Source organism: Hafnia alvei, from assembly GCF_964063325.1.
Lineage (GTDB): Bacteria > Pseudomonadota > Gammaproteobacteria > Enterobacterales > Enterobacteriaceae > Hafnia > Hafnia alvei_B.
Window position 1 is genome coordinate 535594 of sequence record NZ_OZ061315.1, and the last position, 15444, is coordinate 551037.

Annotated in this window: 17 protein-coding genes; 11 read left to right on the forward strand and 6 right to left on the reverse strand. The window is 50.1% G+C overall.

The window, feature by feature from the left end; translation table 11 throughout:
• Positions 1-40 precede the first annotated feature (40 nt).
• The 3 genes from rnr (at position 41) to AB3Y96_RS02525 (ending at position 5370) form a co-directional block, all read left to right on the forward strand.
• Positions 41-2593, forward strand: coding sequence for a ribonuclease R (rnr, locus tag AB3Y96_RS02515; protein ID WP_367298412.1), 2553 nt, complete (start codon positions 41-43; stop codon positions 2591-2593).
• A 253-nt stretch (positions 2594-2846) separates the two neighbouring features.
• Positions 2847-3581 (forward strand): 23S rRNA (guanosine(2251)-2'-O)-methyltransferase RlmB, encoded by a 735-nt coding sequence (gene rlmB, locus AB3Y96_RS02520; protein WP_040046316.1) that lies wholly within the window; start codon positions 2847-2849, stop codon positions 3579-3581.
• A gap of 154 nt (positions 3582-3735) precedes the next feature.
• Positions 3736-5370: an isovaleryl-CoA dehydrogenase gene (locus tag AB3Y96_RS02525; protein WP_367298413.1), complete on the forward strand. Its 1635-nt coding sequence runs from the start codon at positions 3736-3738 to the stop codon at positions 5368-5370.
• Position 5371: 1 nt separating this feature from the next.
• Here AB3Y96_RS02525 and AB3Y96_RS02530 read toward each other — a convergent pair whose 3' ends face one another.
• Both AB3Y96_RS02530 and bsmA read right to left on the reverse strand, forming a co-directional pair.
• Positions 5372-5647, reverse strand: coding sequence for a DUF1471 domain-containing protein (locus AB3Y96_RS02530; protein WP_072307819.1), 276 nt, complete (start codon positions 5645-5647; stop codon positions 5372-5374).
• 170 nt (positions 5648-5817) lie between these two features.
• A complete protein-coding gene (bsmA, locus tag AB3Y96_RS02535) occupies positions 5818-6126 on the reverse strand; it encodes a biofilm peroxide resistance protein BsmA (protein ID WP_072307818.1) in 309 nt (102 codons plus the stop codon).
• 178 nt (positions 6127-6304) lie between these two features.
• On the opposite strand from bsmA, the gene yjfP reads away from it, so the two are divergent.
• Complete coding sequence (yjfP, locus tag AB3Y96_RS02540) at positions 6305-7054, forward strand: esterase (protein WP_367298414.1); 750 nt, start codon at positions 6305-6307, stop codon at positions 7052-7054.
• Between the two features lie 147 nt (positions 7055-7201).
• Here yjfP and AB3Y96_RS02545 read toward each other — a convergent pair whose 3' ends face one another.
• Positions 7202-7477: a DUF1471 domain-containing protein gene (locus AB3Y96_RS02545; RefSeq protein WP_072307816.1), complete on the reverse strand. Its 276-nt coding sequence runs from the start codon at positions 7475-7477 to the stop codon at positions 7202-7204.
• Between the two features lie 389 nt (positions 7478-7866).
• Here AB3Y96_RS02545 and rpsF point away from each other — a divergent pair, with 389 nt between their 5' ends.
• The 5 genes from rpsF (at position 7867) to AB3Y96_RS02570 (ending at position 9812) form a co-directional block, all read left to right on the forward strand.
• Positions 7867-8265, forward strand: a complete 399-nt coding sequence (gene rpsF, locus AB3Y96_RS02550) for a 30S ribosomal protein S6 (RefSeq protein WP_025798785.1) — start codon at positions 7867-7869, stop codon at positions 8263-8265.
• An 8-nt stretch (positions 8266-8273) separates the two neighbouring features.
• The gene (gene priB, locus AB3Y96_RS02555; RefSeq protein WP_038501926.1) at positions 8274-8591 is read left to right on the forward strand and encodes a primosomal replication protein N; all 318 of its coding nucleotides are present in this window, start codon (positions 8274-8276) and stop codon (positions 8589-8591) included.
• Positions 8592-8595: 4 nt separating this feature from the next.
• A complete protein-coding gene (gene rpsR / locus AB3Y96_RS02560; RefSeq protein WP_000135199.1) occupies positions 8596-8823 on the forward strand; it encodes a 30S ribosomal protein S18 in 228 nt (75 codons plus the stop codon).
• A gap of 39 nt (positions 8824-8862) precedes the next feature.
• A complete protein-coding gene (gene rplI / locus AB3Y96_RS02565) occupies positions 8863-9312 on the forward strand; it encodes a 50S ribosomal protein L9 (protein ID WP_332542474.1) in 450 nt (149 codons plus the stop codon).
• Between the two features lie 137 nt (positions 9313-9449).
• On the forward strand, positions 9450-9812 hold the full coding sequence (locus AB3Y96_RS02570; protein WP_367298415.1) for a DUF488 domain-containing protein: 363 nt from the start codon (positions 9450-9452) through the stop codon (positions 9810-9812).
• On the opposite strand, the gene AB3Y96_RS02575 is transcribed toward AB3Y96_RS02570, so the two are convergent.
• Positions 9809-10501: an OapA family protein gene (locus tag AB3Y96_RS02575; protein WP_072307812.1), complete on the reverse strand. Its 693-nt coding sequence runs from the start codon at positions 10499-10501 to the stop codon at positions 9809-9811. The two genes, AB3Y96_RS02570 and AB3Y96_RS02575, sit on opposite strands and share 4 nt — an antisense overlap.
• Positions 10502-10748: 247 nt before the next feature.
• On the opposite strand from AB3Y96_RS02575, the gene AB3Y96_RS02580 reads away from it, so the two are divergent.
• Positions 10749-11369, forward strand: coding sequence for a peptidylprolyl isomerase (locus AB3Y96_RS02580; RefSeq protein WP_025798793.1), 621 nt, complete (start codon positions 10749-10751; stop codon positions 11367-11369).
• 77 nt (positions 11370-11446) lie between these two features.
• Here AB3Y96_RS02580 and ytfE read toward each other — a convergent pair whose 3' ends face one another.
• Entirely contained in the window at positions 11447-12118 is a 672-nt protein-coding gene (gene ytfE, locus AB3Y96_RS02585; protein WP_367298416.1) for an iron-sulfur cluster repair protein YtfE, read from the reverse strand.
• Between the two features lie 127 nt (positions 12119-12245).
• On the opposite strand from ytfE, the gene AB3Y96_RS02590 reads away from it, so the two are divergent.
• Entirely contained in the window at positions 12246-13052 is an 807-nt protein-coding gene (locus AB3Y96_RS02590) for an aminoglycoside phosphotransferase family protein (protein WP_367298417.1), read from the forward strand.
• A 50-nt stretch (positions 13053-13102) separates the two neighbouring features.
• Here AB3Y96_RS02590 and AB3Y96_RS02595 read toward each other — a convergent pair whose 3' ends face one another.
• Positions 13103-15052 carry a bifunctional 2',3'-cyclic-nucleotide 2'-phosphodiesterase/3'-nucleotidase gene (locus AB3Y96_RS02595; RefSeq protein ID WP_367298418.1) on the reverse strand — a complete coding sequence of 650 codons (1950 nt, stop codon included), beginning with the start codon at positions 15050-15052 and terminating at the stop codon, positions 13103-13105.
• Between the last annotated feature and the right edge of the window lie 392 nt (positions 15053-15444).

The following is a 15444-nucleotide window of genomic DNA, read 5'->3' on the forward strand; positions in this document are numbered from 1 at the left end:
CAATCCAGCGGCAATTGCTGATGACTACGGAGGAACCGCAATGTCACAAGATCCTTTCCAGGAACGCGAAGCAGAGAAATACGCCTCACCGATCCCAAGCCGCGAGTTTATCCTGACGCATCTGTCGCAGCACACCACGCCCGTTAGCCGTGAGGAGATCGCGCGTGAACTAAATCTGACGAGTGAAGAAGATTTAGAAGCGCTGCGACGCCGTCTGAGAGCGATGGAACGCGACGGACAGCTCATCTTCACCCGACGCCAGTGCTATGCGCTGCCAGAGCGTCTCGATTTGAAGAAGGGAACCGTGATTGGCCATCGTGACGGCTACGGTTTCATTCGCATTGAAGGGAGTAAAGACCGCGACGATCTTTACCTCTCTTCGGAACAGATGAAGCTGTGTATTCACGGTGACGTGGTGCTGGCTCAGGTTGTTGGCACCGATCGTAAAGGGCGTCGTGAAGCGCGCATCGTTCGTGTTCTTGAACCTAAACAGAGCCAAATCGTGGGCCGCTACTTTACCGACGCAGGCGTTGGTTTTGTGGTGCCAGACGACAGCCGTTTAAGCTTTGATATTTTGATCCCACCAGAATCTATTGCCGGTGCCCGTATGGGATACGTGGTTGTGGTTGAGTTAACTCAACGTCCAACGCGTCGCACCAAGGCCGTGGGTAAAATTGTCGAAGTCTTGGGGGATAACATGGGCACCAGCATGGCGGTGGATATCGCTCTGCGCACGCATGAAATCCCACATACTTGGCCTGAGCAGGTTGAAAAGCAGGTTGCTGATTTAAGCGAGCAAGTGCCAGAAGCGGCTAAAAAAGGTCGTGTTGACCTGCGTGATTTGCCGCTGGTTACCATTGATGGCGAAGACGCACGTGACTTTGATGATGCGGTCTATTGTGAGAAAAAACGCGGCGGTGGCTGGCGTTTGTGGGTGGCAATTGCCGACGTAAGTTACTACGTTCGCCCAAATACTGCGCTGGATCACGAAGCGCGTAGCCGTGGTAACTCGGTGTACTTCCCATCACAGGTCGTTCCTATGCTGCCGGAAGTGCTCTCTAACGGGCTTTGTTCGCTGAACCCACAGGTTGATCGCCTGTGTATGGTGTGCGAAATGACCGTTTCTGCAACGGGTCGCCTGACATCCTTCAAATTCTACGAAGCGGTGATGAGCTCTCATGCGCGTTTAACCTACACCAAAGTAGCCCATATTTTGGCCGGTGATGAAGAGCTGCGTGAACACTATCGTCCGTTGGTTAAGCCTTTGGAAGAGCTGCATAGCCTCTACAAAGTGTTGGATCATGCGCGTGAAGTGCGTGGCGGTATTGCATTTGAGACCGAAGAAGCCAAATTCATCTTCAACGCTGAGCGCCGTATCGAACGCATTGAGCCAACGGTTCGTAACGATGCGCACAAGCTGATCGAAGAATGTATGATTCTGGCCAACATCGCGGCAGCGCGTTTTGTTGAGAAGAACGAAGAGCCTGCGCTGTACCGAATCCATGATCGTCCAAGCGATGACCACTTGACCTCGCTGCGTAGCGTGCTGGGTGAGTTAGGTTTAACGCTGGGCGGTGGCATGAAGCCGGAACCGAAAGATTACGCCGATCTCATGGATGAAATCGCGGATCGTCCTGACCATGAAATGCTGCAAACGATGCTGCTGCGCTCCATGAAACAGGCAGTCTACGATCCAGAAAACCGTGGTCACTTCGGTTTGGCGTTATCAGCCTATGCACACTTTACGTCTCCGATTCGCCGTTATCCTGACCTGAGCCTGCATCGTGCGATCAAGTACCTGCTGGCAAAAGAGCACGGCGGCGACCATGCGGGTTGGACGAAAACCGGTGGTTGGCACTATAACGAAGAGCAGATGTTGCAGCTGGGCGAGCATTGCTCCATGACCGAGCGCCGCGCAGATGAAGCTACACGTAACGTTGCAGACTGGCTGAAATGCGACTTTATGCAGGATCACGTGGGTGAAACCTTTACCGGGATTATCTCTAGCGTGACCGGCTTTGGTTTCTTCGTGCGCTTAGACGATCTGTTTATTGACGGCTTGGTGCATGTTTCTGCGTTGGACAACGATTATTACCGCTTCGATAACGTGGGTCAGCGTCTGATTGGTGAGTCTTCCGGCCAAACTTATCGCTTAGGCGACAAAGTTGAGATCCGCGTAGACGCGGTGCATATGGACGAGCGCAAGATTGATTTTGTTCTTCTTTCTAGCACTCGTACCCCGCGTGGCGCAGGCAAAACTGAGAAAGAGCGCACTAAGCGTACCCTCAGAGAAGATAAAGCACCTTCTCGTGGGCAGCGTCGTGGTGGTAAGATGCCGGCCAATTTCGAACCGGATAGTGCATTCCGTAAAGATAAAAATGGCAAGCCAGTGCGAGCGGGCAAAGCCGGTGCAGGTAAAAAAGAGAAATCAGTGAAAATTGATAAATCTGGCAAGCCTGCAAAACCAGCTAAAAATGCCAAAGATCACGATCAGACAAGCGTTAAGCCAAAAGCTAAAAAAGTTTCGGCGAAGACTAAGAAAATCGCTACGGCCACCAAGGCCAAACGTGCCGGTAAAAAAGCCGCCGAGTGATAGTCTAAGGCTGTTCACTTAAGCGTGATTTTAGGGGAAGTACACCGATGGGGTCGTAGCAGCTTTAGCTGCCGGAGCGCCCCGCGGTGTGCTAGCCCCGTGTATCTCGATCGTTTAAACGAACGGCATTACAAAGTTATAGTCTGATTTAAATAACAGGCAGCGCGAGCATCAGCTGCCTTTGATTTCATTCCCGCCTGGGCCTGTGCGAAAGCGAAGACTCAGGCGGCTGACGTTATAGCGTTATAAAAATATGAGCGAAATGATTTACGGTATTCATGCGGTTCAGGCATTGCTTGAACGCGATCCACAGCGTTTTCTTGAAGTCTTCGTGATGAAAGGTCGTGAAGACCGTCGTCTGATGCCGCTGATTGCTGAACTTGAGCAGATGGGCATTGTGATTCAAGTCGCAAATCGTCAGTGGCTGGATGAGAAGGTTGAAGGCGCGGTGCATCAGGGGATTATTGCCCGCGTGCGCGAAGGACGTCAGTATCAGGAAAATGATTTGCCTGCGCTGCTGGAAAATCTGGAACAGCCTCCTTTCCTATTGATTCTCGACGGCGTAACCGATCCGCACAACCTTGGTGCTTGCTTACGTAGCGCCGATGCGGCTGGTGTTCATGCCGTGATCGTTCCGCGCGATCGTTCTGCTCAGTTGAATGCCACGGCGAAAAAAGTGGCCTGTGGCGCAGCGGAAACTGTGCCGTTGATCCGCGTTACAAATCTTGCGCGTACCATGCGTTTCCTGCAAGAGCAAAATGTATGGATCGTCGGTACGGCGGGCGAAGCTGACCACAATCTTTATCAAAGCAAAATGACCGGCCCGATGGCGCTGGTGATGGGCGCAGAAGGCGACGGTATGCGCCGTTTGACCCGCGAACATTGCGATGAGCTGATCAGCATTCCGATGGCGGGCAGCGTTTCTTCTCTGAACGTTTCCGTTGCGACCGGTATTTGCCTGTTCGAGGCTGTGCGCCAGCGTTCATAGGCCTGCGTAATATTGCCTAACTGAACATACAGCGTTACAAAGGGTGGCTCAGGCCGCCCTTTCTCTTTTGTGAACTGCCCTCCAGCAAAATCAGCCTAAACGATCATACTTAGTGACTTAACCCGGTTAACGGGGGCCGCAAGGGACACTGGATATGACGTGGCAAACACATACGGTTTTTAATCAACCGCACCCCCTAAGTAACAGCAATCTCTACCTTTCTGATATTCCGCTCCAAGAGGCCGTTGAACGAGAGCTGGCAGGCTGGGATTCTGCATTGCTAAGCGCAGTCGGCTTACAGCTAGGTTCGGCAGAATCGCTGGAACTTGGTCGGATGGCAAACGCCAATCCTCCTGAGCTGCTGCGCTACGATGCGGCTGGACGGCGTATCGATGATGTGCGGTTTCATCCCGCTTGGCACATGCTGATGCAGGGATTAACTGAAAATCGGGTGCATAATTTGCCGTGGCAAACAGATGCACCGGCAGGAGCGTTCGCGGCACGCGCCGCTCGTTTTCTGCTGCATAGCCAAGTTGAGGCCGGTACACTTTGCCCAATCACCATGACCTTTGGCGCGATTCCGCTACTGCAAAAAACGTTGCCTACCACAATGAGCGGATGGCTAACGAGGTTGCTGTCTGACCGCTATGATCCGCACGCGCTGCCCATAGAACAGAAAAAAGGGCTGCTCATCGGCATGGGAATGACGGAAAAACAGGGCGGCTCGGATGTGCTTACCAATACGACGCAGGCAACGCCGTTAGAAGGCAGTGGCAATGGTCAGCCTTACCGGCTGGTGGGACACAAATGGTTTTTCTCCGTTCCACAAAGCGATGCGCACCTGATTTTGGCGCAGGCCAGCGGCGGACTCTCCTGCTTTTTTGTTCCTCGTATTCTGCCGGATAGCACGCGCAACGCGATTCGCATCGAAAGGCTGAAAGAGAAACTGGGTAATCGTTCAAATGCGAGCGCAGAAGTTGAGTTTCAGGATGCGACGGGATGGCTGCTCGGTGATGAAGGAGAGGGAGTTCGCCTGATATTGCAGATGGGAAGCTCAACTCGCTTTGATTGCGCATTGGGCAGCCATGGGTTGATGAGAAGGGCGTTCACCGTGGCGTTTTATCATGCGTTGCAGAGACAGGCATTTGGTAAACCTCTAGCCGAGCAGCCGCTGATGCGTCAGGTACTCGCCAAAATGGCGCTGCGGCTTGAAGGACAAACGTCGTTGCTGTTTCGTCTTTGTCGATCTTGGGAAATGCCGCATGTGCAGGGTGAGAAACTGTTTGGTCGCCTAATGACGCCGGTGGCTAAGTATTCAATTTGTAAACAGGGTATTCCCTTTATCGCTGAGGCTATGGAAGCGTTAGGAGGAATTGGCTATTGCGAAGAGAGCGAACTGCCGCGTTTATATCGAGAAGCACCGGTAAACAGTATCTGGGAAGGCTCTGGCAATATCATGTGTTTAGACGTATTGCGGGTATGGCGCAAAAATCCGCATATGGAAGAGATGCTTAACTTAGAGTTAGCTGACGTGAAAGGGCAAAGTGCGTTATTTGATAAGGCGTGGCGGAATTTGTCGAAACGTTTACAGAAACCCAATGAGGCTGAAGCGAGGATCATTTGCGACGAGTTGTTTAATGTGAATGCGGCGGCTCAGCTTTTACGTTTTGCTCCGGCTGATATTGCTCAAGCGTGGTGCCAACAATATTTTTCCTATGACGGGGTTAGTGTTATCAATAACGAAACTCAGGAGATCCTGTTACAGCGGGCGATGGGGTTAGCGAGCTAGCTCAGCTATACAACGCCGCAGTAACGTGCCACGTGTGCTGCGGCGTGTTTTCATCCATGGTCAGAATTCGGTAGTAGCTCGCACCTTGCTCATCGGCCTTTAGCGCAATAATGCGTTCTACATCGTGGGGCTCTCCCACAATATCGTGTACTGAAATAATACCGACCTGATTAAGTCCAGTGGTGAGATCGGCATTAACGTTTTCTGCTGATTGGGCGGATGCGCTAATTAAACCAATTGAAAGCAACAATGTGTTGAGCACAGGGGATCTGTTCATCGGCGAACTCCTTACGCATATTTCATCGTCCAGACGAAATTGTTGAGTTGTATTAACGTATTCATAACAGCGTGATAATAAAAAAAAGTCCACGAGCTTTGCCTGATAATGAGACAGAGCGCGTAGACTTTTACTGGGCGTATAGGATTTGTTAAATAAAGCCCACAAACCTACTTATATAAAATGGCCTGAGCATACCACTGGCCCGGTACACCGGTTTCATCGACCATAATGACGTAGTAGTAGGTTGCACCTGCCTCATCAGCTTGTTTCTGAATAACTTCCTGAGCATTCATCGGGCTACCATAAACCTGTGCGCTGATGGTTCTCATACGATCTAATCCGCTTGTTTGGTCGCGACGAACCTCTTGAGCATGTGCTCCCGGTGCAGGTGGTGGCACTGGCTTGCTGTTCATGACGCCGCAGGCGGTCAAAAACAGCGTCATTGCGAGTACAAAAGAAAGCTTTATATTTTTCATGGGATGGCCTGTTAAGGGGAGGCAAGTTGTTTAATTGTATCCTGCATGGTGCGGAATTGACCAGCAGGTGGAACGTAATTCCTTACTGCGTCATAAGATAGAACCAGAAGTGATTGTTTCTCTTTGAGCGACGACTCATTATTTACCCTCGATGCGTAGCCTGAGGAGTGATAAGAAAATGGTTGAGATGTTTGATGAAGTGATTGGGGGGATCCCCGTGTTACATGCGGCTCCGGCAGGAAAGCAGGGGCAGCCGTTACCCACAATCTTTTTCTATCATGGCTTTACCTCATCGAAAGAGGTTTATTCCTACTTTGGTTATGCGTTTGCTAAAGCGGGTTTTCGTACCATCTCGCCTGAGGCTAATTTGCATGGCGCGCGTTTTAACGACGATAGCGCGTACCGTTTAACCCATTTCTGGGATATTTTAAAATCTAATATCGATGAGCTTCCGGTTATTTATCAGCATTATCAACAAGAAGGCCTGATTTCAGACAATCGTGTTGGCGTGTGTGGTGCATCATTGGGGGGAATGACTACGCTGGGAGCTAAGGTGCGCTATCCGTGGATCCAAGCAGCCGCGTCGTTTATGGGCTCGGGCTATTATCTTTCTCTTGCACCAACGCTTTTCCCTCCTTTTGATGCTCAAACCCCAGAGGCTCGCCAGCAGCTGACTGCGGATTTAGCTTTCTTGGCAGATTATCAAGTCGTCGACCGGCTGGAGAAACTGGCCGATAAGCCGTTGCTGATTTGGCATGGATTGGCTGATGATTTAGTTCCTGCCGAAGAGAGTCGGCGTTTAATTCGTGATTTGGGTGAGCAGAATTTGCTGGCGCAGGTTCGTTTCGAAACTGAGCCGGCGATTGGTCATAAAATCACGGTGTCGGCATTAGATGTGGGTGTTCAGTTCTTTTCTCGCCATCTTTAAGCGAAAAAAAGCCCCGTATGATGGGTGTCATACAGGGCAACGTAGCGATATATCTCTTTGTTATTGTTTGGTCTTTGGCAGGATTGTCTCAACCTTTTATTGAACTATCTTAGGTTGTTGCGTTGCTCTCTGGTGTTGCATCGGTTTTTAGTGGAACAGGGCTGCACTAACGTGCATTTGTCCATTGCTTTCAGGCTCATGCATCACAATCACCTGATAATATTTTGCACCTTGTGCCGCAGCTTCTTGTTGCAGCTGGGGCAAGGCTTCCTGCACGTTCTGGACGTCATGGTTTACGCTAATCACTGCATATTCATTGGCGATCAGGCTATTGGCCTGACGACCGGTGATTTCAGTGGCTGCGAGTGCATTGGTGGCGGCAAACAGGGTTAATGTCGTCACGAGGGCGATGATTGATTTCATCGGATTCTCCTCAATGTTGTTGATTTAGGTTGAATAACTTCTAGATTGGCGATTTATTGGGTAAACAGCATTATCCGTTGCCGATATGAATAGTTTAGTCCTCATTCATTCAATTGATAGCTACATTTTTTGCTGTTTAGAGTCAAAAAAACTGAATGTCTTTGACAATAAATGCTTACGCCTTGCTGGCGGCCTTCGAGAGGCAAACAACGGCATTATTCTCTTACCGATCTTCCCCCCGATAATAATTTCGCCAATTACCTTGAGTTTCCTACCCTGCGCAAGTATGATTACGCGTCATTTTTCAGCCGCACACAAACACGTTCCTTGCCTCCATGGGCCGCGGCTGACCCTATCAGGAGGCTGAATAATCCGTAAGGAGCAATTCGATGCGTCATTACGAAATCGTTTTTATGGTCCATCCTGACCAGAGCGAACAGGTTCCGGGCATGATCGAGCGTTACAGTGCAACCATCACTAACGCTGCTGGTCAGATTCACCGTCTGGAAGACTGGGGCCGCCGTCAGCTGGCTTACCCGATCAACAAACTGCACAAAGCCCACTACGTTCTGCTGAACGTTGAAGCTCCGCAGGAAGCGATCGATGAGCTGGAAACTAACTTCCGCTTCAACGACGCCGTTATCCGTAGCATGGTTATGCGTACTAAAAACGCGGTAACTGAAGCTTCACCAATGGTTAAAGCGAAAGACGAACGTCGTGGCGATCGCCGCGAAGACTTCGCTAACGAAACCGCTGATGATGCTGATGCTGGGGATTCTGAAGAGTAATTGCTGCAATGACCTCAAATCGTCTGGTTCTGACTGGCACAGTGTGCAAAGTTCCCATTCGAAAGGTCAGTCCTTCTGGAATCCCGCACTGTCAGTTTGTGCTTGAGCACAGATCGATACAGCAGGAAGCCGGACTTAGCAGACAAGCATGGTGCAGAATGCCCGTGATTGTCAGCGGACAAGCATTTCAAGCAACTACCCACAGATTAACGGTCGGCAGTATGCTAACGGTTCAAGGTTTCATTAGTAGCCATCAAGGCCGCAATGGTTTGACCAAGTTAGTGTTACATGCCGAGCAGATTGAATTGATAGATTCTGGAGACTAGCCATATGGCACGTTATTTCCGTCGTCGCAAGTTCTGCCGTTTCACCGCGGAAGGCGTTCAAGAGATTGACTATAAAGACATCGCTACGCTGAAAAACTACATCACCGAAAGCGGTAAGATTGTACCTAGCCGTATCACCGGTACCCGTGCGAAGTACCAGCGTCAGCTGGCTCGTGCTATCAAGCGCGCACGTTACCTTTCTCTGCTGCCATATACTGATCGTCATCAGTAATCGGCTGCTGTCCATTAACGACTTTAAGAGGATAAGGTAATGCAAGTTATTCTGCTTGATAAAGTAGCAAACCTGGGTAGCCTGGGTGATCAGGTTAACGTTAAAGCAGGTTACGCACGTAACTTCTTGGTTCCACAGGGCAAAGCTGTTCCTGCAACTAAGAAAAACATCGAGTTCTTCGAAGCACGCCGTGCTGAACTGGAAGCCAAACTGGCTGACGTTCTGGCAGCTGCTGAAGCTCGTGCTGCTAAGATCAACGAACTGGGTGCTGTAACTCTCGCTTCTAAAGCGGGTGACGAAGGCAAACTGTTTGGTTCAATCGGTACTCGCGACATCGCTGATGCAGTTACTGCAGCCGGTGTTCAGGTAGCGAAAAGCGAAGTTCGCCTGCCGAATGGCGTTCTGCGTACTGTGGGTGATCACGAAGTTCACTTCCAGGTACACAGCGACGTATTCGCACAGCTGAATGTCGTTGTAGTTGCTGAGTAATAGCTGAAAAGCTATTAACGATGTAACTCGTCAAAGCGCCGGCCTTGTGCCGGCGTTTTGCATTCTATTCTCGCCAAAATCTCGGGTTATCGTGAAATACGGCGTAAACTAGCATAAGTTTTGTCGAGGAGACTCTTATGCCTGCTACTATCCACATCGCCCGCGTTTACGACGTCCATGCCCCGTTTCCTGCTAGTACTTTCCTCACCGACCGCCTATGGCCGCGTGGTATCTCCAAAGTCCGCCTAGAAGGCGTGCAGTGGCTTAAGGCCGTTGCGCCAAGCAATGAGCTACGCCATGCTTTTCATGAGCAACGCGTGTCTTGGCAAGAGTTTGGCGAGCTTTACCGTGCAGAACTGCATGCTAACCAAGCCTGTGAAGAATTAGTTGGGCTGTTAAAGCGCGATGAGCCATTGATGCTGCTCTATGGCAGCCGAGATGAGCAGCACAATCAGGCGATTGTACTGCGTGGATATCTGTTAGAGCAGGTTAGCGGTTAGCGAACTCGGCGAAAGCTGCCGTCAGATTCGCGGCGGAATTCAATTTGTTCGTTCGTGATGGTTTCAATTTTGAGTGCAATAACCTGACCCTGCGCGTTGTGTTGGATCTCAACTTCTTGCCCAGCTTTCAGATTACTTAGGGGCTTATCGTTGCCCTCAACCTGTGCCATGGCAAAAACATCATTAACATCCAGTTGGTTATCGCGAAATAACTGCGCTAGGGTTTGGCCCGCTTGAATATGGTATTCCTGCCAGCCATTTGCGGCGGTTTGATTCGTCGGCGCTACGCGCGGCGGCGGTGGGGCATCGTTGTTTTGCATTCCGGCCTGTAAGGGCGCTTCGTTTTCCTGAGTTTGTTCAGGCGTATAGCGAGCATCTTGTGGGTCAGAGTAAGGCCAGAGAAGAGACAGCAAAAGTACCACTGTAGCGACAATCACCCAGCGGCGGTGGAAAGCAGGTAGCGGCTCCATCCAATCGAAACGATCGGGCATATGCCACACATTGTAGAGGTGCTGTTTAACCACTTTCAGCTTGTCCAGCAGCTTGGCAGACGTACTAGCAGACATAGGATGCTCCGTTTCCTGATCCTGCGGCTCCGGTGAGATCCGCTGACGTAGGTTGAGCCATGTACGCAAAACGGGCTGATATACCCGCCTGCTTCTTCTTCTCCTGGGCGTGATTCTGCCCATGATGACCTCTCTTGATGGTGCCTTAGTCGTAAGCGTAGAGAAAATCGACGCTAGATGACAGGTTAATACTCTGAAAAATGGTATCTATTACCTGGGAGCAATAACCTATCTTTATCTTACCAAGTAAATGAAGTGTTATTGTTTCTTTTTCCTAGATAAAAGTCATCCTTCTGGACGCAAGATTTTACCCTAGGCTCCTGCGCTGCTATGCTTCGTCTTCTACATTTTAAAGATTAAAGGAAACACCATGTCGACCCCTTCTTTTGACAGTATAGAAGCGCAAGCAAGTTATGGTATTGGTCTGCAAGTTGGCCAGCAGCTGAATGAGTCTGGTCTGGAAGGTTTGCAGCCTGAAGCGCTGTTGGCAGGCCTGCGCGATGCGATGGAAGGGAATGCTCCGGCGGTTCCTGTAGAAGCCGTTCATCGTGCGCTGCGTGAAATCCACGAACGTGCAGATGCCGTGCGTCGCGAACAGCAAAAAGGCTTGGCTGAAGCGGGTCAGAAATTCTTGGAAGAAAACGCTAAGAATGATGATGTGACCGTAACCGAATCTGGCCTGCAGTTCAAAGTGCTGGAAAAAGGTGAAGGGACTATTCCAGCTCGTCAGGATCAGGTTCGCGTCCACTATACCGGCCGTCTGGTTGATGGCACCGTATTTGATAGCTCCGTTGAACGTGGTCAGCCAGCAGAATTCCCAGTGAACGGCGTGATCCCAGGTTGGATCGAAGCATTGACCATGATGCCAGTTGGCTCGAAATGGCAGCTGTATATTCCTCATAACTTAGCTTATGGCGAACGTGGCGCGGGTGCTTCTATTCCTCCATACAGCGCATTGGTATTTGACGTTGAACTGCTAGAAATCCTGTAATTTGGGTTAGCGTTAACGTTAATCAATGCGAAAGCCGGCGTTTGCCGGCTTTTTTGCGTTCTAGAGTGACAGGTTTCTTATTCACCGCGCAGCGCGCGTGGGAAGAGTAAGTTATTTTCTAAACTGATGTGCTCCATCAAGTCATTGATGAATTCGTTGATTCCAGCATACAGAGCTTGCCAAGTATTACAGGCACCTTCAGGTGGAACGACGTTGTTGGTCAAGAACTTGATGACTTCCAGCTGTTCGCCGGCGTCGTCATGCTCGCTTTCCATCACTGAAATCGGACCGCCAGCCTGTGCGCCCATCCCTTGTTCAATCAGCGGGAACAGAATACGTTCTTCTTTCATCATGTGCTGGCTGAGGTCTTGATAGATTAAGTTCAGCTGCTTACCCAGACCTTTTGGGCAGGTTGGTTTGTCGCCGTGTACGCGCTCTACTTTTTCCGCCATGAGGATCAGCTCAGGTAATTGTTCACGATGGCGATCGTGATAGCGTTTAACAATAAACGGCGTGATCTCAGCCAGCGGCGTTGTGCGCCAGTCGTGCGCGGTGGCGTTGTTTGGTTCGCTTTTGAGGGCTTCCAATTGCGCTTCTAGCTCATCAACATTCAGATTTTTTTTGGTGGCTACGCGCAATAAAGTTTGTTTGCCCCCACAGCAGAAGTCCATATCATGCTGACGGAAAAGACGCGTTGCGCGTGGGATAGTGATTGCCAGTTCGCCTAATGATAGATCGCGTAATGCCATAGTTATGTTCCTCAGGATGCCTCTATTTTATAAAGTGTATTTTAAATGCAATTTATAACTTAAGCCATAACTCTTTGGGGGTTGTTGAGTCATTTGCGATAATTAAACAAATAAAAAGCGAGGAAAGATGATGTTTTCCGACTGGTTAACTCGGTGGAATTTACAGGCCGATGGGGCAGTGATAGAGACTCATAGCAGCCAGCTATTGCCAGTTTTATGCGTTGGCATTCCATTAATGCTGAAACTTGCTCTGGTTGAAGAGGAGCGCCGTGGTGCCGATTTAATGCAATGGTGGAATGGGAATGGTGCTGCGAAGGTTGTTGCTCATCATAACGAAGCCTTGCTGATGGAACGCGCCTGCGGAGCCAAAAATTTGCTGCATATGGCTAAACATAGCCAAGACGATGAAGCGAGCCAGATTATGTGCCGTGTCGTTACTCAGTTGCATGCTTGCCGTGAAGAAACGGCACCTCCGCTGGAGGCATTGCATCAGCGCTTTACGGCATTACGGAAGGCTGCATTGTTGTCTCATGATCCACTAATGTCATTGTGTTGTTCGGTTGCCGAAACGTTGTTGTCTAGCCCACAAGACGAAGTGGTATTGCACGGCGATATACACCATGGAAATATTTTAGATTTTGGTGAGCGTGGTTGGTTGGCAATTGACCCCAAAGGCTTATTCGGTGAGCGTGGTTATGATTATGCCAACTTATTTTGTAATCCAGAGCTTGTAACGTGCACGCAGCTCGAGCGTTTTTTGCGTCAACTCACCGTGGTTACGCAGGCAGCAAACTTAGATAGGCAGAGATTGCTGATGTGGATTATGGCCTACGCGGGTTTATCGGCGGCTTGGTTTCTAGAAGATAATGAGTTGGATTATGTCGTGAGCCGAATGAGCATCGCGAGATTTGCCGCTGACGCATTGGGGATCTGACCGGTCTATACCGAGCATCCCCCCACTGCGAATCAGCGGGGGGATTAGTATTACTTTTGTAGATCAATCTGATACAGCGCAAAACCTAAATTATCTTGGCCTTTGCTGATCAGCGGATACTGAGCATGTTCAGAAATGAATTTGCTCGCTTTTTCACTTGGTGAAGTTTCAAAGCGAATATCCAGCGGCGTTTTGCTGTGAATTGGCGCGAGTCGCCAGTTGTTATCCACCTGCGGAGTGACTGCGCCATGCTTTTTGGTCTCGGTGCGAATGTAGTCGGCAAGTACGGCACGGTTTTCATCAGGCGAAGCAAACGCAATATGCTTATCGCCGGTTCCTGCAAACTTGCCGCCGTAGGCGCGGTAGTTGTTGGTCGCAATCAGGAATTGGGCTTTAGGATCAATCGGTTTGCCGTTGAATGTTAGACCCTTAATGCGTTCGGATTTAGGGTTTATCAGCGCACATTCGCCGTCGTAGCGCGCTGGCTGGCTAACATCAACCTGATAATTGACGCCGTCAATGATGTCAAAATTGTAGGTACGGAATCCATCCCAGTTAATCAACTCCTGAGGTTTGCTGCTGCTAATATCGATTTGGTTGTACTGCCCAGCAGAGCACTCCAGCCACTCTTTCACATCGGCGCCGCTGGCTTTGACCACCACCAACGTATTTGGATATAGGTAAAGATCGGCGGCGTTGCGGAAGGTGAGCTGGCCTTTTTCGACTTCCACATAGCTGGCCGGATCGTTTTTGCGCCCGCCAACTTTAAACGGCGCTGCGGCAGAGAGCACGGGAATATCGGCCAGATCCGGATCGCCTTGGATATAGTGTTCAACGTAGGCGCGCTGGGCGTTATTCACGATCTGTACCGTTGGATCGTCTTGGATTAGCGCCAGATAGCTGTACATATTATCGTTGGATTTACCGATAGGCTGGCTGACAAAATCGCGGGTACCTTTGTGATCGTCTTTCAGCACGTTAACTAAAGCCGTGTCTTCTGCCGCCAATGATTTTTTATTAGCGAGATCGTAAATTGGACGTGCCTGCGCAGTAGCCTCTTCGACTTTCCAACTGCCTTGGTCGTTGTTTATCACCAGATCGACCAGACCTAAATGATCTCCCCATTGCCCAGGCATTACGGCAGGGATACCGTTCAACGTGCCTTTATCAATATTAACGCCTTTGATATCGGCAAAATCTTTGCTCGGGAAAACCGCGTGTGAATGACCGAACATAATGGCGTTGATATCGGGCACTTGGCTCAGATAGTAAACCGAGTTCTCAGCCATCACCTGATAGGGAAGGCTGGATAGGCCAGAGTGTGGGATGGCAACAATCAGATCGGCGCCTTCTTTTTTCATCTGTGGTACATATCGACGGGCCGTTTCAGTGATGTCATTCACCTTCACTTTGCCAGCCAAATTGGATTTATCCCATGTCATGATTTGTGGTGGCACAAAACCAATGTAGCCGATGCGCAGCGTATGCATTTTTCCATCTCGGTCTTTGACCTGCTTTTCGGCGATTAGGTAAGGCTTCCAAATCGGCTCGCCGGTTTTGGCATCGACCACGTTGGCATTGATATAAGGGAATTTCGCGCCAGCCTGCGCTTTCTTCAGATAATCCAATCCATAGTTAAACTCATGGTTACCGATGTTGCCGACTGTGTAATCTAGCGTGTTCATCGCTTTATAAACGGGATGTATTTCGCCGTCTTTCAATCCCTTAGCTGCCATGTAATCGCCCAATGGACTACCTTGGATCAGATCGCCGTTATCGACTAAAACGCTATTGGTGGCTTCATGGCGAGCATCGTTGATGAGGCTTGCGGTGCGCACTAGGCCAAATTTTTCAGTGGGTTTATCTTTGTAATAGTCGAAATCCATCATATTGCTGTGCAGGTCGCTGGTTTCGAGTATGCGTAAATCGACGGTTGCAGCCTGCGCAGAACCGGCAATGAGCAGGGCCAACAGAGAGTAAGAAAGGGGGCGAGCGGACATGGTGATCTCCATGAGTGTATTTATGACAAGCATCGCAATTAAACGTGTAACTACGATGAAGGTATTTCCAGAAGTGTGAACACTGCCAGATAAAGGCGCAGGTGTCCGTGGGGGAGTTCACAGATGGGGGAGGGGGGCTCAACCGTCACCGAGTATTTGCGATCCTCATGTTAGCCCGATGAAGGGTTTCGTCCGCCCGTGAGCAACTGCGTTTCTGTGAGGCTGCTGGCGTAGGCGTTTGAGTAAGGCGGTTCAAACGCTGCCTTGCATCTAGAATATTTTATGCTGGAACGGTGAAAGATTTCGTACGCCTGTGAGCAACTGCGTTTCTATGAAGCCGTTGGCGTAGGCGTCCGACGAAAGGTTGCCAGCGCGCAACCTCTCGACTCTCG